The sequence below is a fragment of the Neisseria shayeganii 871 genome (assembly GCF_000226875.1).
Lineage (GTDB): Bacteria > Pseudomonadota > Gammaproteobacteria > Burkholderiales > Neisseriaceae > Eikenella > Eikenella shayeganii.
This window is the reverse complement of the sequence record NZ_JH164926.1, coordinates 1,842,604-1,860,640: the sequence shown is the minus strand read 5'-3', so window position 1 is coordinate 1,860,640 and position 18,037 is coordinate 1,842,604. Positions and strand designations below refer to the sequence as shown.

17 protein-coding genes, 2 tRNA genes and 1 pseudogene are annotated in these 18,037 nt (G+C 61.5%); 13 read left to right on the top strand and 7 right to left on the bottom strand.

Annotated elements, in window-relative coordinates:
- The first annotated feature begins 40 nt into the window (after positions 1-40).
- The 8 genes from hscA (at position 41) to ruvA (ending at position 9,441) form a co-directional block, all read left to right on the top strand.
- Positions 41-1,894, top strand: a complete 1,854-nt coding sequence (gene hscA, locus HMPREF9371_RS08700) for a Fe-S protein assembly chaperone HscA (protein WP_009119690.1) — start codon at positions 41-43, stop codon at positions 1,892-1,894.
- A 157-nt stretch (positions 1,895-2,051) separates the two neighbouring features.
- Positions 2,052-2,600, top strand: a complete 549-nt coding sequence (gene yjgA / locus HMPREF9371_RS08695; RefSeq protein ID WP_009119688.1) for a ribosome biogenesis factor YjgA — start codon at positions 2,052-2,054, stop codon at positions 2,598-2,600.
- Positions 2,601-2,863: 263 nt separating this feature from the next.
- Positions 2,864-3,952 carry an FAD-dependent oxidoreductase gene (locus HMPREF9371_RS08690; RefSeq protein WP_009119687.1) on the top strand — a complete coding sequence of 363 codons (1,089 nt, stop codon included), beginning with the start codon at positions 2,864-2,866 and terminating at the stop codon, positions 3,950-3,952.
- 353 nt (positions 3,953-4,305) lie between these two features.
- Positions 4,306-5,169, top strand: a complete 864-nt coding sequence (locus HMPREF9371_RS08685) for a basic amino acid ABC transporter substrate-binding protein (RefSeq protein ID WP_009119685.1) — start codon at positions 4,306-4,308, stop codon at positions 5,167-5,169.
- 165 nt (positions 5,170-5,334) lie between these two features.
- The gene (locus HMPREF9371_RS08680; RefSeq protein ID WP_009119684.1) at positions 5,335-5,907 is read left to right on the top strand and encodes a hypothetical protein; all 573 of its coding nucleotides are present in this window, start codon (positions 5,335-5,337) and stop codon (positions 5,905-5,907) included.
- Positions 5,908-6,038: 131 nt separating this feature from the next.
- Positions 6,039-7,388 carry a DUF2868 domain-containing protein gene (locus HMPREF9371_RS08675; RefSeq protein ID WP_009119683.1) on the top strand — a complete coding sequence of 450 codons (1,350 nt, stop codon included), beginning with the start codon at positions 6,039-6,041 and terminating at the stop codon, positions 7,386-7,388.
- Between the two features lie 3 nt (positions 7,389-7,391).
- Positions 7,392-8,735, top strand: coding sequence for a GTPase/DUF3482 domain-containing protein (locus HMPREF9371_RS08670; protein WP_009119682.1), 1,344 nt, complete (start codon positions 7,392-7,394; stop codon positions 8,733-8,735).
- A gap of 124 nt (positions 8,736-8,859) precedes the next feature.
- The gene (gene ruvA, locus HMPREF9371_RS08665) at positions 8,860-9,441 is read left to right on the top strand and encodes a Holliday junction branch migration protein RuvA (protein ID WP_009119681.1); all 582 of its coding nucleotides are present in this window, start codon (positions 8,860-8,862) and stop codon (positions 9,439-9,441) included.
- Between the two features lie 198 nt (positions 9,442-9,639).
- Here the strand turns inward: ruvA and HMPREF9371_RS08660 are convergent, their stop codons facing one another.
- Positions 9,640-10,212 carry a 50S ribosomal protein L25/general stress protein Ctc gene (locus HMPREF9371_RS08660; protein ID WP_009119679.1) on the bottom strand — a complete coding sequence of 191 codons (573 nt, stop codon included), beginning with the start codon at positions 10,210-10,212 and terminating at the stop codon, positions 9,640-9,642.
- Positions 10,213-10,281: 69 nt separating this feature from the next.
- A complete protein-coding gene (locus HMPREF9371_RS08655) occupies positions 10,282-11,268 on the bottom strand; it encodes a ribose-phosphate pyrophosphokinase (protein WP_156787055.1) in 987 nt (328 codons plus the stop codon).
- Positions 11,269-11,487: 219 nt separating this feature from the next.
- On the opposite strand from HMPREF9371_RS08655, the pseudogene HMPREF9371_RS13590 reads away from it, so the two are divergent.
- Positions 11,488-11,657 (top strand): annotated as a pseudogene (locus HMPREF9371_RS13590) (lipoprotein signal peptidase).
- A gap of 89 nt (positions 11,658-11,746) precedes the next feature.
- Here HMPREF9371_RS13590 and HMPREF9371_RS08650 read toward each other — a convergent pair.
- From HMPREF9371_RS08650 to HMPREF9371_RS08630, 5 genes are all read right to left on the bottom strand, one after another.
- Positions 11,747-11,824: transfer RNA gene (locus tag HMPREF9371_RS08650), tRNA-Gln, on the bottom strand.
- A gap of 17 nt (positions 11,825-11,841) precedes the next feature.
- Positions 11,842-11,918, bottom strand: a tRNA-Gln gene (locus HMPREF9371_RS08645).
- Between the two features lie 4 nt (positions 11,919-11,922).
- The gene (ispE, locus tag HMPREF9371_RS08640) at positions 11,923-12,774 is read right to left on the bottom strand and encodes a 4-(cytidine 5'-diphospho)-2-C-methyl-D-erythritol kinase (RefSeq protein ID WP_009119676.1); all 852 of its coding nucleotides are present in this window, start codon (positions 12,772-12,774) and stop codon (positions 11,923-11,925) included.
- Between the two features lie 5 nt (positions 12,775-12,779).
- Positions 12,780-13,361 (bottom strand): outer membrane lipoprotein LolB, encoded by a 582-nt coding sequence (locus tag HMPREF9371_RS08635; RefSeq protein ID WP_009119675.1) that lies wholly within the window; start codon positions 13,359-13,361, stop codon positions 12,780-12,782.
- 65 nt (positions 13,362-13,426) lie between these two features.
- Positions 13,427-15,193, bottom strand: coding sequence for a tetratricopeptide repeat protein (locus HMPREF9371_RS08630; RefSeq protein WP_198003624.1), 1,767 nt, complete (start codon positions 15,191-15,193; stop codon positions 13,427-13,429).
- Between the two features lie 197 nt (positions 15,194-15,390).
- Between HMPREF9371_RS08630 and HMPREF9371_RS08625 the strand changes: the two genes are divergently transcribed.
- The 4 genes from HMPREF9371_RS08625 (at position 15,391) to tatA (ending at position 18,034) form a co-directional block, all read left to right on the top strand.
- Positions 15,391-16,905: an amidase gene (locus tag HMPREF9371_RS08625; RefSeq protein ID WP_009119673.1), complete on the top strand. Its 1,515-nt coding sequence runs from the start codon at positions 15,391-15,393 to the stop codon at positions 16,903-16,905.
- Between the two features lie 90 nt (positions 16,906-16,995).
- Positions 16,996-17,397, top strand: a complete 402-nt coding sequence (hisI, locus tag HMPREF9371_RS08620) for a phosphoribosyl-AMP cyclohydrolase (protein WP_009119672.1) — start codon at positions 16,996-16,998, stop codon at positions 17,395-17,397.
- 3 nt (positions 17,398-17,400) lie between these two features.
- A complete protein-coding gene (locus HMPREF9371_RS08615) occupies positions 17,401-17,736 on the top strand; it encodes a phosphoribosyl-ATP diphosphatase (RefSeq protein WP_009119671.1) in 336 nt (111 codons plus the stop codon).
- A gap of 88 nt (positions 17,737-17,824) precedes the next feature.
- Positions 17,825-18,034 (top strand): Sec-independent protein translocase subunit TatA, encoded by a 210-nt coding sequence (gene tatA / locus HMPREF9371_RS08610; protein WP_009119670.1) that lies wholly within the window; start codon positions 17,825-17,827, stop codon positions 18,032-18,034.
- Positions 18,035-18,037: the final 3 nt, after the last annotated feature.

The window sequence follows — 18,037 nt, the reverse complement described above, 5'->3', positions numbered from 1 at the left end:
GTCCGTTTTTTGACCACGGTTTTCTACACCCTAAAGATCTATGGCATTGCTTCAAATCGCCGAGCCGGGCCTGTCTGCCGCTCCGCACCAACACCGCCTCGCCGCAGGCATCGATTTAGGCACCACCAACAGCCTGGTGGCCACCGTGAAAAGCGGCAGCGCCGTTTGTTTGGCCGATGCCGAAGGGCGGGCCTCGCTGCCTTCGGTGGTGCGTTATCTGCCCGACGGTGCGCTGGCGGCCGGTTATGAGGCATTGGCCGCCCAAAAAAGCGACCCCGCACACACCGTGAGCTCGGCTAAGCGCCTGATCGGGCGCAAGCTGGAGGACGTCGATACCAGCCACCTGCCCTACCGTTTCGGCCCGTCTGAGCGCCTGATCGAAATCCATACCCGCCAAGGCTTGAAGACCCCGATTGATGTTTCCGCCGACATTCTGCGCGTGTTGAAACAGCGTGCGGAAGAGAGTTTGGGCGGCGATTTGGTGGGCGCCGTCATCACCGTGCCCGCCTATTTCGACGAGGCCCAGCGCCAGGCCACCAAAGACGCGGCGCGCCTGGCCGGCATCAATGTGCTGCGCCTGCTCAACGAGCCCACCGCCGCCGCCATCGCCTACGGCCTCGACAACCGTTCCGAAGGCACGTTTGTGGTGTACGACTTGGGTGGCGGCACATTTGACGTGTCCGTGCTCCAGCTGTCCAAAGGGCTGTTTGAAGTGAAGGCCACCGGCGGCAACAGCGCCTTGGGCGGCAACGATTTCGACCACCGCCTGTTTTGCCACCTGATTGAAGCCAACGGCTTGTCGATTACCGACGATCACGATGCCCAACTGCTGCTGTCTTTGGCCCGCGAAGCCAAAGAAACCCTGAGCAGGCTACCTGAAACCCGTATTCAGGCGGTTCTCAGCAGCGGCAAAACCATCGACACCGTGATCACCCGCACCGAATTTCACGCGCTCACCCAGCATCTGGTGGCCAAAACCTTGGAGCCGGTGAAGCAGGCGATGAAAGACGCCGGCGTCGGCAAGGCCGACATCAAAGGCGTGATCATGGTGGGCGGCGCCACCCGCATGCCGCATGTGCAGCAGGCGGTGGCCGCTTTCTTCGGCCAAACCCCGCTCAACAACCTCAATCCCGACCAAGTGGTGGCTTTAGGCGCGGCCATGCAGGCCAATGTGCTGGCCGGCAACAAAAACGAAGAAGAATGGCTGCTGCTGGACGTGACCCCCTTGTCGCTCGGCCTCGAAACCTACGGCGGCCTGGCCGAAAAAATCATCCCGCGCAACAGCACGCTGCCCACCGCCCGCGCCCAGGAATTCACCACCTTCAAAGACGGCCAAACCGCCATGACCATCCATGTGGTGCAGGGCGAGCGCGAGCTGGTGGCCGATTGCCGCAGCCTGGCCAAATTCACCCTGCGCGGTATCCCGCCGATGGTGGCCGGCGCCGCCCGCATCCGCGTCACTTTCCAAGTGGATGCCGACGGCCTGCTGTCGGTTTCCGCCCGCGAAGAAAGCACCGGCGTGCAGGCGCAAATCGAAGTGAAACCGTCCTACGGCCTGGACGACGAAACCATCACCCGCATGCTGAAAGACAGCCTCTCGCACGCCCGCGACGATGCCGCCGTGCGCGCCCGCGCCGAAGCCCAAGTGGAAGCCGAAGGCCTGATTGCCGCGGTGTCGGCCGCTTTGGCCTTGGATGGCGATTTGCTGCAAGCCGATGAGTTGGCTGCGGTGGAGCAGGCGGTTACCGCGCTGCAAAACCGTTTTGAAGACAGCGCCGAAGCCATCCGCCACGCCACGCAAATGCTGGCGCAGGCCACCGACGAATTCGCCGCCCGCCGTATGGATCGCAATATCCAGCGCGCCCTCACCGGCCAGCGGGTGGAAGACATCTGAGCCTGATTGCTCGGCTTTGTTCGGCGGGCAGGTTGCCTAGACTCGGGCTACCTGAACGGCTTTCAGGTAGCCCGAAATCCGTTCATGAAATGCGCGCAGTCCGGCGGCATTCTTTGTTAAAATGCCGCCGTTTGCAGATTGATTTTCAGAGCCACAGATGAGCACACCCGAACACGATCAGGAATGGGTCAGCAAAACCCGCCGCAAAAAAGAGATGAACGAATTACAGGATTTGGGCGTGGCGCTGACGCGGCTGTCGAACGAAACCCTGAAAAAAATGGCACTGCCCGAGGAGTTGTACGAAGCGGTGCAGGCGCATAAAAAAATCACCGCCAACGGCGCGCTCAAGCGGCAAACCCAATACATTGGCCGCCTGATGCGCGATGTCGATCCCGAGCCGATCCGCCTGTTTTTGGCCCAATTGCGCGGTGAAAACGCCGCCCACAACGCCTTTTTGCAAAGGGTGGAGCAAGCGCGCGAAAAGCTGTTGGCCGACGATGCCGCGCTCACCGATTTTATGCGCGATTACCCGGAGACCGATGCCGGCGAACTGCGCACCCTGATCCGCAACACGCGCAAAGAGCGCGAGCTGAACAAGCCGCCGAAAAACTTCCGTGCGCTCTATCAGGCCCTGAAAGCGGTGATGGGCAGTTCGGTTGACGCGGCAGGAGATGCGGCGGATGCCGAAGATGACGAAACGGCTTGAGACACCAGTGTCTGAAGCTTCTCAGGCTACCTGAAAAGGGTTTCAGGTAGCCTGAACGCTTTTTGAGGCGGTTGTTTTGTGCCTTGACGTCTTGCAAAATCCTCAGATGTGGACGCCTGGCAAGGCATAGCGGCTGCGGGTGAAAGCGCCCGGCCTGTTGAGCCGCCGTTGCGGTTTGTGGTTTGCCGTCCTCAGTCGGAGGTGTGTTGATGCAGACTGGGCAAATCCACTGTTTTCATGATTTTTGTTGGACGGAATCTTCTATGAATAGCATTGCCGTGGTCGGCGGCGGTTTGGCCGGCCGACTGATTGCGCTGCAGTTGGCCCGCAGCGGTTGCCGCGTTTCGCTGTATGAACAAGGCCCGCGCTCGGGTGCCGGGGCGGCGGCTTATGTGGCGGCGGCCATGTTGGCGCCTTTGGCCGAAGCGGCGGAAGCCACGCCCGAAGTGGTGGCCTTGGGTTATCAGAGCCTGCCGCTGTGGCGCGCGCTGCTGCCGACGCTGCCGCAGCCGGTATTTATGCAGGAAAACGGCAGCCTGATTGTTTGGCACGCCCAAGACAAAGCCTTGGCCGACCGCTTTGTGCGCCATCTGCACAGGGCGCACGCCGGCAAGGCGCCCTTAGCGCAATGGCGCGGCGCGGAAATGGCGGCACAGGAGCCGCAACTGGCTGGGCGTTTTGCCGAAGGGCTGTTTCTGCCCGGGGAAGGCCAGTTGGACAACCGCCAGGTGTTGAACGCATTGGCCGCCGCTTTGGAAGCCGAAGGCGTGGCTTGCCATTGGCAGACGGCGGCCGAGCCGGCGCAATTGAAAGATGCCGATTGGTGTGTGGACTGCCGCGGCATCGGCGCAAAGAGCGCATGGGGGTCTGCAGGCGGCAGCCGTCTGCGCGGCGTGCGCGGCGAAGTGGCGCGCGTGTATGCGCCGGAAGTGTCGCTGCGGCGGCCGGTGCGCCTGCTGCATCCGCGTTATCCGTTGTATATCGCGCCCAAGGAAAACCATCTGTTTGTGATCGGGGCGACGCAACTGGAAAGCGAAAGCACGGCGCCGGTGAGTGTGCGCTCCAGTTTGGAATTGATGTCGGCGCTGTATGCGGTCAGCCCGGCTTTCGGCGAAGCCCAAATTGTGGAGTTGGCGGCCAATCTGCGCCCGACGCTCAACCACCACAATCCCGAAATCCGTTATCGGCCGGCCGCACGGCTGGTGGAGGTAAACGGCTTGTTCCGCCACGGCTTTATGATTGCGCCGGCGGTAAGCGCGGCGGCGGTGCGTTTGGTGTTGGCCTTGGCCGGCGGCGGCGCGGTGCCGGCGGGCGACGCAGAAAGCGGTTTGCCCTATTTGGTGCAGACGTAAGCTGGGCGGTGGCCGAGCGGGGCACCGTCAAATGGGGTGCACAAAATCTTAGGGTGTATCGCCCTTAACCTGACGGTGTTGTTGGCTGGTTTGACCAGTGAAGCGTGTCCAACCGCCCTTTGTGGCGTATTCCCGGCATCCGTGCTTGGAGCCTCGAAGCGCTTGGCAAGTTGGAGAACGGCACATCCGAGGGTGCGCATTTCCTCGGCCGGGCTGTTGTATTTTTGCTGTTGCGCTGCAACAAATACCTGCCTTCAAAACGGTAATATGTTAAAATTCTTCGCTTTCTACTCTTTCTTTGGCCTGCTGCCGGGTTTGCCGGCGCGGGCGTTTGTTTCCTAAGGAGCACCACGATGAATATGAAAAAATGGCTGGCCACCGTCTTGGCTTGTTCTGCCGTTGCTTTAAGCGGTTGCGGCGGCAACTCTTCCAACCAAACCGCGGCACCGGCTCCTGCTTCCGATGCTGCTTCCGCACCGGTGGCGGAAGCAAAAGTATTGCGCGTTGGCATGAATGCCGAATTTCCGCCGTTTGAGTCGCAAGACGCGCAAGGCCAGGTACACGGTTTTGATGTGGACTTGCTGAATGCTTTGGCCAAAGAAGGCGGCTTCCAGGTGGAATTTAAAAACCAGCCTTGGGACAGCCTGTTCAACAGCCTGAAAAACGGCGATGTGGACGTGTTGGCTTCTGCGGTTACCATCACCGAAGAGCGTATGCAGAGCATGGCGTTTACCGACCCCTATTTCCAAATCAGCCAAGTGGTGTTGGTGCAGGGCGATAAAAACATCGCTTCGGTGGAAGATTTGAAAAACCTGAGCCGTGTCGGCGTGGTGACCGGTAACACCGGCGATTTGGCCGCCGGCAAAATTTTGGGTGCCACCAATCCGAAAATCGCCCGCTTCGAAAACCTGCCCCTGCTGTTGAAAGAATTGGAAAACGGCGGTTTGGAAGCCGCCATCAGCGACAGCTCTGTGGTGATGGAGTTCATCAAAAACAACAGCGGCAAGAGCTTTTCGATGATTGAAATTCCCGATTTCGATACCGAAAACTACGGTTTGGCCGTGCGTAAAGACGATGCCGCCACTTTGGATATGCTCAACAAAGCACTGGCCGCCATCCGTGCCAACGGCGAATACGACCGCATCCACAGCCAATATTTCGCCAAGCCCGCCGCGCCGGCTGCCGCATCCGAAGCCGCTGCTTCCGAAGCGAAATAATTGTCCGTGCTCCGCACAATGATGGGCGACAGGCTACCTGAACAGCTTTCAGGTAGCCTGTTTTGCTGCCGGGGCGCAGATGGCAAAATCCTGCAAACACGGGCGGTGGCCGCGTAAATTTTGTTATACTTCGTGCCGTTTTTTCCAACTTGTTTTTACCCGATTATGAATAAACGCAATCTATTGTCGGTACTGTCTTTATCGGCTTTGTTGGCCGCCTGCGGCGGCACGGCCGAAACTTCCGTGGTGGCCGGTGCGTCCGACGCTTCCGTGCCCGCTGCTGCGACGTCTGCCGCAGGCCAGCAATTGGTCTCCAGCGACGGTGCGGTGGTGTGGCAGGTGGCTGAAGGCTTCGGCGAACTGCCCGCCGAAGCGGACAAACTCTTGGAGGGCATGCCGAAGGACGTGCTCACGTTGCGGCATCATCACAGCGGATCGGACATCACGATTTATGTCGGCCAGGCCGGCGAACCCAAACAAGCTGCCGACGCTTATTTCGCCAAGCTGGCGGAAATGGTGAAAGCGGCGCCGGGTTTGGATGATGTGGTGGTGGACGCCCCCGCAGCCGACCACTTGGCTTACCGTTTCAGCCGCAGCGAAAACGGCGGCAGCTTGAACGAGAGCTGCAAAGTGCTGTACAGCGCCGGTGGTATTTACCACGCCTGTGCCGTCAGCCCCAGCGCCGATTTGGCTGAGCTGGATGCGGTGGTGGCCGGTGCAGCTTTGAAAGCCGAATAAGTCTTTGCCGGCCATTGCTATCTTCCGTCTTCAGGCTACCTGAAAGCACAGCCGTGTTTCAGGTAGCCTGAAGGCCATCTGCCTGCCGTGGCAGGCGTGAATGCTGTTGATTTTCCGCTGTTGCGATCCCGATGTCTGCTCCCGACCGTTCTTCCCGTCTGCTGGCCGAACTCGTGCGCTTGTTGCACGAGCGCGGCCATGTGTTTGCCACCGATCCCGCAGTGTTGGATCGGGCCTTGGCGCAATCTGCCGAGCCGCCCGAAGTGCGGATTGCGCAGCGGGCGCGTATGTTGGACCGCGACGGTGCGTTAGCGGCGGCGCTGGCCCGCACCGAGCAGCGCGCCCGTCTGTTGCGCTCCTTGCTGACCGCTTTGGCCGCATTCAGCGGCTTTGCCGCCGCCGCCGCCATCATGCAGCAAAGCGGCCTGAACTTTTTCTTGGTGTTGGTGGGCGTGCTGGGCATGAACACGCTGACGCTGCTGTTGTGGCTGGCGGCGGTGTACGGCCTGCGCCGCCGGCCGGCCGTGCTGCTGCCGCCGGCTTGGTTGGTGCGCGGCAACAGCCGTTTTCAGGAAGCCTTGCTGGCGCTTTATACCGCGGAATGGCAGCAGCCGGCCGCGCGCTGGCAGGCCGGTGCGTTAAGCCACCGTTTTTGGTCGGCTTCCTTGGCCGGTATGGCGGCGGCGGTGCTGCTGTTTTTGAGTGTGCGCCAATACACGTTCAATTGGGAAAGCACGCTGCTGTCCGACCACACTTTGGTGCAGTTGGTGGGCGCTTTGGCTTGGCTGCCGGAGTGGCTTGGTTTTCCCGTGCCCGATACGCAGGCTGTTTTGGACAGCCGTCTGCGGCACCACACGGCCAGTGCGCAGCAATGGGGCGGTTTGCTGCTCGGCAGCCTGCTGTGTTACGGCCTGTTGCCCCGCCTGCTGGCTTGGGGCGCTTGTGTGTTGCTGGCCCGCAGCCGGCCCGCCTGCCTGCCGTTGTCGTTGCCTTATTACCGCCAGCTGTTGCGCGGCTGGCAGCGTCGGATTGTGGATGCCGACGATGATTACCGGGCCGATGCGGTGCCGGTGCTGCCCCCGCCGCTGCCTACCGGCGGTGAGGCCGAGGCATGGGCGGTGATGCTGGAGCGGCCGTGGCCCGACGCGGCGTGGCACCGCCATGTGCTCGGGCGGGTGTGGCAGGATGGCGGCGTGGCCGACAGCCGCGACAGCGTCGCCGCGCTGCTCGATGATTTGGCACGCCAGCCGGTGCAGCTCTTGCTCGGCGTCCGTGCCGCCAGCTTGCCCGACCGCGGTCTGCTGCGCCAAATCGACCGTTTGGCCCAAGCGGCGCAGGGCGGTGTGGTGGTGCAGCTGTTGGCCGTGGAATCCGAACACGACGCTTTGGCCGAGGCGGTGCCGCAATGGCAGGCCGCTTTGCAGGCGCGCGGTCTGCCCGTTTTACTTCCTCCTCATTTGTCCCAACAGGGTTTCAGGTAGCCTATGTCTTCCCCGCTGCAACTGGCCGTGGTCGGCCACACCAATACCGGCAAAACGTCTTTGCTGCGTACCCTGCTGCGCGACAGCGCCTTCGGCGAAGTGCGCCATGCGCCGGCCACCACCCGCCATGTGGAAGCCGCCGAAATCGCTGACGGCGGCCAAACCTTGGTGACGCTGTATGACACGCCGGGCTTGGAGGATGCCGGCGGGGTGCTGGATTGGTTGGAGGAGCACACTTCCGCCCGTGCTGACGGCGTGGAGCGTTTGCAGTCGTTTTTGGCTTCGCCCGAAGCCGCCGGCGAATTTGCCCAGGAGGCCAAAGTGCTGCGCCAGCTGTTGCGCAGCGACATGGCGTTGTATGTGGTGGACGCGCGCGAGCCGGTGTTGCCCAAATACAAAGACGAGCTGACCGTGTTGTCGTGGTGTGCCAAGCCGGTGATGCCGGTGTTCAATTTCGTCCACGGCCAAGACGTGCAGGCCTGGAGCGAGATGCTGGCCCGCCGAAGCTTACACGTTTGGAGCGGTTTCGATACGGTGGCTTTTGACTTCGAGGGCGAAATCCGTTTGTGGGACAATCTGGCCACCATGCTGCCCGAGCGGACGGTGCTCGACCGGCTCACCGATTTGCGCCGCCGGGAATGGCGCGAACTCGACCGCGAGGCGCGCGAAGAAATCGCCCATTTTCTGCTCGACATGGCCGCTTATGCGGTGGAAACCGATGCCGAAGACGATCCGGAGCCGCATTGGCGCACTATGCAGCAGGAAGTGCGGGCCGCCGAAGCCGCTTTCCAGCAACGCCTGTTCCGCCTCTACCGTTTCTACCAAGACGATTACCGGCCCGACCACGACTGGGTGCTCCAGCCTTTCCGCCAAGATCCTTTCGACAGCGAACTGTTGAAAGAATACGGCATCCGCACCACCAAAGGCGCGGCCACCGGCGCCTTGATCGGCCTCGGTGTGGACGTGCTCACCCTCGGCACCTCTTTCGGCCTCGGCACCACTCTCGGCGGCCTGATCGGCGGTGTGTTGCCGAATGTGCAAACCCTGTCCGATACTTTCAGCGGCCGCCAGCGACTGCATATTGCGCCGGAAACACTGACGCTGCTGGCCGCCCGTGCCCAGGCCTTGTTGTCGGTGTTGCAAACCCGCGGTCATGCGGCCCAAAGCGCCGTCAGCCTACCGCCGCGCCGCGCCCCATGGCCTGCGGAACGTCTGCCTTACGGCTTGGGCAAAGCTCGCCGCCAGCCGCACTGGTCGGCGCTCAACGGTTACAGCGAGGAAGCCGCCCGCCAGGCCCGCAGCGAAGCGGCCGCCGGTTTGGCCGCCAAGCTGGTTCTGTCCGCCTGAGCGGGGTGCTTGGTACGCAGCACTGTGCATGGAGGCAGTACCGTTTTACTGTGGTGCGGCGTCTTTCAGGTAGCCCGGCTTGGCGATACAATGCCGGCCTTGAACGGATTGGAAAGGAAATGGCATGATTGGCCGACTATCGGGCAAGTTGGTAGAAAAGCACCCGCCGCAACTGCTGATTGATGTGGGCGGGGTGGGGTATGAGGTGGACGTGTCGATGCAGACCTTCTATGCGCTGCCGTCCACCGGCGAGCCGGTGACCCTCTATACCCAGCTGATTGTGCGCGAGGATGCGCATTTGCTGTTCGGTTTCGGCAGCACGGCCGAAAGGGCGACTTTCCGCCAGTTGTTGAAAGTGGGCGGCATCGGCGCCAAAACGGCTTTGGGTATTTTGTCGGCCATGAGCGCGGATGAGTTGGCGCAGGCGGTGGCGGCAGAAGACGTGAAAAAGTTGTCGTCGGCGCCGGGCATCGGCAAGAAAACGGCCGAGCGCATGGTGTTGGAGTTGCGCGGCAAGCTGGTGGCGGCGGATGTGCCGGCCTTGGCGCTGCCGGAAGCGGCGGCGGACAGCAGCGAAGACATTGTCAGCACTTTGCTGGCTTTGGGCTATAACGAACGCGAAGCCCGTGCGGCGGCAAAGGGGATTCCGTCGGATACGGAGGTGGGCGAAGGCGTGCGTTTGGCCTTGAAGAATTTGCTGAAGTAGCAGCCGGCTCGCTATCGGGCTACCTGAAATCTCGCCCCATCCATTACCGACAACATTTGATTGCGTGATGCCCTAAGGGGGTGATGTTGATCGCTTGCTTATCTGTCTTTGGGATGGGGGTTTTGCAAAGGTCTCAGGCTGGTAAAGGCCGATAAAAAACCGCCCGTGATGAAACGGGCGGTTTGGTTTGCTTTCGGCTTAGCGTTTTTTGCCGGTAACGGTGGCAACAGCCAGGTTGCTGTTGCGGCGCAGGGCGGTGCTTTGCACGCCTTCAGGGTAGTTGACGTCAGACAGGTGCAGAATGTCGCCGGCCACCACTTTTTCGCAATCCAGCTCGAGGGCGGCGGGGATGTTTTTCGGATCCACCAGTACTTCTACGGAGCTGTTCAACAGAGAAACACGGCCGCTTTGCAGTTTAACGGCTTGGGATTTCTCGGCGTTGACAATGTGCAGCGGAATGCGCATTTTCAGCGGTTTGTCCAGTTCCACCACTTGGAAGTCGATGTGTTGCACTTCGCGGCGGAAGGGGTGCATTTGGAAATCGCGCACGATGACATCGTATTCTTTGCCGTCCAGGCTCAGTTTGACGATGGCGGTGTGGAACGCTTCTTTTTCCAGAGCATAGAACACGGTTTTGTGGTCTACGCTTACGGCCAGAGGCTGTTGGTTTTCGCCGTATACCACGGCAGGCAGTTTGCCTTCGCTGCGCAGGCGGCGGCTCGCACCGGAACCTTGTTGTTCGCGCACTTGGGCTTCGATTTTGAATGACATAAAACACTCCAAAGTGAGTAAAAAGTGAAAGCCGTCTGCCGGGCTGCGACCAACCCTGACGGCCGGGGGTTACGGGAGGAATAAGGCTCCCGGAGCAGTGACGTCCTCGTTGAAGAGGTACGACACGGATTCTTCGTTGCTGATGCGGCGCACGGTTTCGGCCAAGAGGCCGGCAATGGTGACTTGGCGGATGCGGTCGCAATTTTTGGCGGCCTCAGACAGCGGGATGGTGTCGGTGACCACCACTTGGTCGATGTCGGAAGAGGCGATGCGGCTGACGGCTTCGCCGGAAAAAACGGGATGGGAAGCATAGGCCAACACGCGCTCGGCGCCGCGCTCTTTCAGGGCGGAGGCCGCTTTGCACAGGGTGTTGGCGGTGTCGATCATGTCGTCCACAATCATGCAGGTGCGGCCTTGGATGTCGCCGATGATGTTCATCACTTCGGCCACATTGGCTTTGGGACGGCGTTTGTCGATGATGGCCAAATCGGCGTTCAATACTTTGGCCACGGCTCGGGCGCGGACCACACCGCCGATGTCGGGGCTGACCACGGTCAGGTTGTCGATGCGCTGCTGCAGGATGTCGTGAATCAGAATCGGGGTGGCGTAGATGTTGTCCACCGGAATATCGAAAAAGCCTTGGATTTGGTCGGCGTGCAAGTCAACGGTCAGCACGCGGTCTACGCCGGCGGAAGACAGCATATTGGCCACCAGCTTGGCGGAAATCGGCACGCGCACCGAGCGCGGACGGCGGTCTTGGCGGGCATAGCCGAAATAGGGGATGGCGGCGGTAATCCGGCCGGCCGATGCGCGCTTGAGGGCGTCGGCCATGGTGAGGATTTCCATCAGGTTGTCATTGGTGGGCGCACAAGTGGGCTGCAGGATAAAGACGTCGCGGCCGCGTACGTTTTCCAGCAGTTCCACCGCGATTTCGCCGTCGGAAAACTTGCCGACGCTGGCGCGGCCGAGGGAGATATCCAAATGTTTCACCATATTGGCGGCCAGTTCGGGGTTGGCGTTGCCGGTGAATACCATCAAGCTGTCGTATGCTGCCATGTCTTCGTTACCTTGGTTGTTCGCGGGGTGGCGGATGCTTGGAAACATATTGCTTCCTTTTTGCACGGTTTGCGCGGGGAAAGCGGCGATTATACGCCGCTCGACTGCGCCCATCAAAATTATGTGTTGGGTTGGTGCGGATAGGGTGGCGCGGCTGTTGTGTTTTGCACAGGGCCGCGGCCGGTAGGGTTTTGGCCGTGCCGCACGTTTTCAGGTAGCCTGAGACCTTTGCAAAACCCCCATCTGCGGCGCATTTCTGCGTTGTGTGCTGCTCGCTCGCTTGCCTATCGTGTGATATGTCTGCGCTCGCTGCGCTGCTACGCCTTGAACTGCATCCACATCTGAGGGTTTTGCAAAGGTCTCAGCCTGCGGCGGCTACTGCTGCTTGAACCGTGTTTTCCGCTGTTTCTGCCTGCTTCTTAAGCAGGCTGTATCCAGCAAAAAAAGCGTGTAATGCTTACACGCTTTTTTAAAATTTTGGCTGGGGATGTAGGATTCGAACCTACGAATGCCGGAATCAAAATCCGGTGCCTTAGACCAACTTGGCGAATCCCCAACACTTTGAAAGGTGGGTGGCTGGGGATGTAGGATTCGAACCTACGAATGCCGGAATCAAAATCCGGTGCCTTAACCAACTTGGCGAATCCCCAACGCTTACATATCAAACATAGGATGGCGGTCTAAGCCGCGTATGCAGTATGCCTGATGTGTTTGAGCAACTGTTTTATATACCGATTCCGCTGTTTTTTGTTCTGCAAAGCTGAGAAAAATACAGGCGCCAGAGCCGGTCATCAAAGGCGTGCCGTATAGGCGCATCAGCTCAAACACTTGCTTGACTTCGGTATATTCCTTCAAAACAACCGCCTGCATATCGTTGCGGAAAGGTTGTAGTGATTGGAAGCTCGGCATTATGCTGGGTTCGGAATCGCGTGTCAAGCCCGGATGGGAAAAAATCACGGCGGTGCTGACATGCACACTTGGTTTGACCACCACATACCATTGGGCGGGCAGGGTGATTTCGCTCAGTTTTTCGCCGATGCCGCGCACAAAGGCGTTGCGGCCGAAAATGAAAAACGGCACGTCGGCGCCCAGCTGCAGGCCGAGCGGCATCAGTTGTTCGGCGCTCAGGCCGCATTGCCACAGGCGGTTGAGCGCCATTAAAACGGTGGCGGCATCCGAGCTGCCGCCACCCATGCCGCCGCCCATGGGGATGCGTTTCTCCAGCCAGATGTCGGCGCCTTGCCGGCTACCTGAAGCCTGTTGCAGCAGGGCGGCGGCGCGGTAAGTCAGGTCTTGTTGCGGCAGTACGCCGTCGGCGGGGGTGTGCAGCTGGATTTGGCCGTCCGGGCGCGGCAGCAGGTGGACGGTGTCGCACAAATCGACCAGGCGGAAAATGCTTTCCAATAAGTGGTAGCCGTCGGCACGGCGGCCGACAATGCGTAAATCGAGATTGAGCTTGGCCGGGGCGGGAAAGGCTTGGGCGGCGGCGGGAATCGGCGTATTCATGAAGTTTAGGGTGAGGGGCAGACGGCGGGCGGGTTTTCAGGTAGCCCGATGTGGTCGAACACCAGGCGCAGGCTGAGGCCGGCGCGTTCGAGCAGCAGCATACGAACTTGGCCGTTGTCGCCCAGGTTGCGCTGGATGCGCCAGCCCAGTTGCTGCAGGCGGCCGTCGGGCAGGGTTTGATAGGGTTCGCCGGCCACGCGCAGGCCGTTGGCCCAGCGGTCGATGTGGGCGATGGGCAGGTCGTAGCCGAGCAGTTGGCGGCTCAGTTCGGCGGCGTTGTCGGCGCGGTAATGGCGGCCGTCGGCGGCCACGGCTTGGACGCCGCTGCCGTCTTCGCACAGGTGGCCCAGGCTGTTGCCGAGCGGGGTTTTGACTTCAAAGAGTTGGACTTCGGCGGTGCGCAGCCAGTCGAAATTGGCGTAGCTGCCGCGTTCGTTTTCTTTGACGCCCATGCGGCCGGCGGCTTCGAAGGCGGGTACGCTGCCGTCTTCGCGCCAGGCGTCGGCGGCCATTTGGGTGCCGGTGCCGGCACAGGCGGCGAGGAGGAGGGCGGTGCCGGCGGCGGTAATGTGCTTGAGTCGGGTCATGGGGCTCGCTGGCGGCTACCTGAAAACACAAACCGGGCGGAATGTGTTTTCAGGTAGCCTTTTGGTTATTGACGGGCTTGATCGGCAGGCGGGAGTTCGACGCCCAGCCGTTGCAGGGTGTCTTGCAATACTTTTTGGTTGCCGCCTTTGCCGGCAACCGTTTGCCAGATTTGGCGGGCTTCGTCGCGGCGGCCGAGCTGCCACAGCACTTCGCCCAAGTGGGCGCCGACTTCCGCTTCGGGCAGGGCGCGGTAGGCGGCTTCCAGATGGGGCAGAGCGGCGCGGGCGTCGCCTTGCTTGAACAACACCCAGCCCAAGCTGTCGCGGATGGCCGGCGATTGCGGGTCCAGCCGGTGGGCCTGCTCAATGTGGCGGCGGGCTTCGGCCAGGTCGGCATCGGGCAGGGCGAGCATGGTGTAGCCCAGTGCGTTCAAAGTGTCGGCGTGTTTGGGGAAGAGGCGCAAGGCCTCGCGCAGGTCGGCCACGGCTTTATCGGGCTGCTCCAGCCGGTCGGCATACAGTAAGGCGCGGCTGTAGAGAACAGCGGCGGCCGATTCGGCGGAGCCGGCATCGGCGTTGCCGTGCTGCCGGTGCAGGCCGTTCAGGCGGTGCAGGGCTTCGGTGAGCGGCAGCTTGGCGGCAATATTGAGCTGGGCCTGCAGCAGGTCGGCCGGGCCGTACAGGCCGTTTTCGTGCGGGTGCAGGGATTCGGCGCGCAGCAGCAGGTCGTCGGCGGCCGTCCAGTTTTCAGCGGCGGTTTCGATGTGGGCGGCCACCATTAGGCGGTCGAAAGCAGACTCGGGTGCTTCCATGCGGGTGTTCCACAAGCGGGCGGTCTCGAAGTCTTTTTCTTCCAATGCCCGGGTGGCAGCAAACAGGGCGGCGCGGCTCTTCTGCTGGCTGGTGCCCAATAGATAGGCTTTGTCGAAATAGTTGAGTGAAACGGCGGCCGGTTCTTTACGTCGGGTGGACAATACGCCGGCCTGAATATAAAAGTCGGGATCGGGGTTTTTCGCCAACAGGCTTTGCAGCAGGCCGTAGGCTTCGTTTTCGCGGCCGGAGTGGATGAGGCTGTCCACTTTCAAACCCTGCCACATGGGGCTGAGGCGGTGGTCGTCGGTGCCGGCGAAAAAGTGGTGCAGTACTTCGGGGCGGCGGCGGGCGATCAGGCCTAGGGTGAGGCGGGTGGTGGGACGGATGTCGGTATCCAGCTGGGCCAGCCGGTTGAGTGCGGCGGCGGCGTCGCGTTTGCGGTTCTGTTGCGCCGAATAGATGGCGTCGCTCATTGCGGCTTCGGGCAGGGAGGGGAAGCGGAGGGCGGCTTCGTGCACCAGGCGGGCGTTGCGCGCATTGGCCGCTTCGGGCTGACGCAGGGCCAGCTGAGCCAAACGCAGAAAGACGCCGCGCATGCGGTTGCGGTCGTCTTGCGCCAGCACTTCGGGCAGATTGGCTTCGACGGTGTTCAGGTCGCCTTTGGCGGCGGCCACCGTCCAGCGCATGCGTTTCTGCTCGGGCGAGGGCTGTGGTTCGGCGCGCTGCCAGCGCTCCAGCATCTGTTCGGCCAGGCGGATGTTGCCGGCGAGGGCGATTTCGACGGCGCGTTCGGCCACGGCGGGGTCTTTGCTGCGCTCGAAAACGCGCAGGTAGCCGGCCAGGGCGGTGCCGCCCTGATTTTGTTGCAGGCTCATTTCGGCGGCCAGGGCGGTCATCATATTGTTGGCGCGGTCGATGATGTCGCGGTGCGACATCTGCCCGCCGTCCGGCGATTTGCCGGCAGGTGCGCTCCAGACGGGCGCGGAGACGGCCAAGCAGGCCGCGAGCAGCGGAATCATGCGTTTTCGCCAGAACAGCATCGGGTCTTCCTCAACTTCAAATCAAATACGGTAAAGGGGCGCTACTTTAGCAGCAAGCACCGGTAGCGGCCAGAATTCTTGCACGGTTTTGCGCTTGGCCGGCACGGTGCGCAAGGCTACCTGAAAAGCGGGTTTTCAGGTAGCCTTGGCGGCCTGTTTGAACCCCTGATTAAGGAGTGGGTGCTGTGGAATACCGTGAATACCGCCGTTACGATGCGGTGGGCTTGGCCGCTTTAATCCGTGCGGGCGAGGTGTCGTCGGACGAAGTGTTGCGGGCGGCGCTGGCGAGGCTGGACGAGGTGAACCCCAAGCTCAACCTGCTGGCGCACGATTTGCGCGAACGGGCGTTTGCCGACCCTTATCCGCAAGATACGGGTGCGGTGCTGGCGGGGGTGCCGTTTTTGCTGAAGGATTTGCTGGCCGATCGGGCGGGCGCGCCCACTTGGTCGGGCTCGCGCATGATGCAGCAGTATGTGGCCGCGCAAAACAGCGATTTGACGCAGGCTTATTTGGGCGCCGGCCTGCGGGTGTTCGGCAAAACCGCCACCCCGGAGTGGGGCGCGTATCCGGTAACCGAAGCCGAAGTGTACGGCATCACGCGCAATCCCTGGCATCTGGCGTACACCCCGGGCGGCAGCAGCGGCGGTTCGGCGGCAGCAGTGGCGGCAGGCGTGGTGCCGATGGCGCACGGCGGCGACGGCGGCGGCTCCATCCGTCTGCCGGCGCACAATTGCGGCCTGTTCGGCCTCAAGCCCACGCGCGGGCGCAGCAGTGCCGGTCCGTTGTTGGCGGAAGGTTGGCAGGGCATGGTGTGCGAGCATGTGTTGAGCCGCAGTGTGCGCGACAGTGCGCTGATGTTGGACATCGCCGCGCGCACCCAGCCTAAGGCCCTGTATGCCTGCCCGCCGCCGCCGGAAAACGGCTTTTCAGGTAGCCTGCAGAAGGAAACCGGGCGTCTGAAAATCGCTTTTTGGCGGCGCGACTGGTTGTGCGGCGGCGGCAACGATGCCGGCACGGAAGCGGCTTTGGCGCACAGCCTGAAGTTGCTGGCCGATGCGGGGCACGAGGTGGAGGAAGCGTCTCCCGAGTTTGCCGCCCCCGATGTGCTCAACCGTGCGGCGCGGGTGTTGGTGACGGGCGAGACCGCCAAACTGTTTGACCACTACCGGCGCCAAACCGGCCGCAAACTGCCGCACCGCCTGTTCGAGCCGGTCACGTGGGCTTTGATTGTGCAGGGGCGGCAGATCAGCGCCGGCGAAATGGCATGGGCGCGCGATGTGATGCTGGCGCAGGAGCGGGCGGCGCGGGCGTTTTTCAAGCGTTTCGATGTGTTGGCGACACCGGTTTGCCCGCGCACCACGCCGAAAATCGGCGAAATGCTGCCGCCGCCGGCCGCGCAAAAGCTGATGCGTTTGCTGTTCGGTACCTTGGGCTTGGGGCTTTTGCTGAGGAACAATCCTTTGCTGGAAAAAGAAGCCGCCGCCACGCTCAATTATGTCGGCTACACTTCGCCCTTCAATATGAGCGGCAACCCGGCGATGAGCGTGCCGCTGTATTGGCACCAAGGCATGCCGGTGGGCACCCAGTTTGCCTCGGCGCACGGCCGGGAAGATCTGCTGCTGCGCTTGGCGGCGCAGTTGGAGCAGATGCAGCCTTGGGCGGAACGCGAGCCGCCGCTGTCATTCGGCTGACACGGTTTGGCGGTATAAGCGTGCGTTTAGGGCGCGCTTTCGGTTTGCCGCCCCCGCTGTTAAAATGCTTGTTTTACCGAGGAGTGCCGAATGAGCCAATCCGCTTTGCTGGATGCCGTGAAATGGGACAACCAAGGGCTGGTGTGTGTGATTGCGCAAGATGCCGACAGCGGCCGCGTGCTGATGGTGGCGTGGATGAATGCCGAAGCCTTGCAGAAAACTGCGGAAACGGGTTTCGCCCACTATTACAGCCGTTCGCGGCAGAAGCAGTGGATGAAGGGCGAGGAGTCCGGCCACACGCAGCGGGTGTTGGAATTGCGCCTGGATTGCGACGGCGATGCGGTGGTGATGCTGATCAAGCAGCAGGGCGGTATGGCCTGCCACACCGGCCGCGAAAGCTGTTTTTACCGCGTTTGGCAAAACGGCGGCTGGCAGGTGGCGGATGCGGTGATAAAAAGCGAGGCCGAAATTTACGGCCGAACCAAGGAGTGAGACATGGGTGTGATAAACGATCATGTGTTGACAGAAATCGCCGATGTGATTGAAGTGCGTAAAGATGCGGCCGCCGGCAGCTCTTATGTGTCGCAGCTGATGCACTTGGGCGAAGACGCGATTTTGAAAAAGGTCATCGAGGAGGCGGGCGAAGTGTTGATGGCCTCGAAAGACGGCAACCGCCTGCACATCATCAAAGAAGTGGCCGATGTGTGGTTTCACACCATGGTGCTGCTGTCCTACCACGGGGTGCGTGCGGAAGACGTGCTGATGGAATTGCGCCGCCGCCAGAGTATTTCGGGCTTGGATGAAAAAGCATCGCGCAAAAAGCCGTCTTAAACTGTGTAGCCGGCCATTGGCCGATCCGGCTTTCAGGTAGCCTGAGGCTACCTGAAACGCCATCTGAATATTGTGTGAGGAAAGAATCATGGGTTTTTCAAGCTGGGCGCATTGGCTGGTGATCTTGGTGGTGGTGGTGCTGATTTTCGGCACCAAGAAACTGCGCAACGTGGGCAAAGATTTGGGCGGTGCGGTGCACGACTTTAAAAAAGGCCTCAACGAAGGCAGCGAGGCCGACAAAACCGCGGCGGCCGAGCAGCCGGCCCGCAACGAAGAAGACGCCGGCAAATCGGGCTAAGCC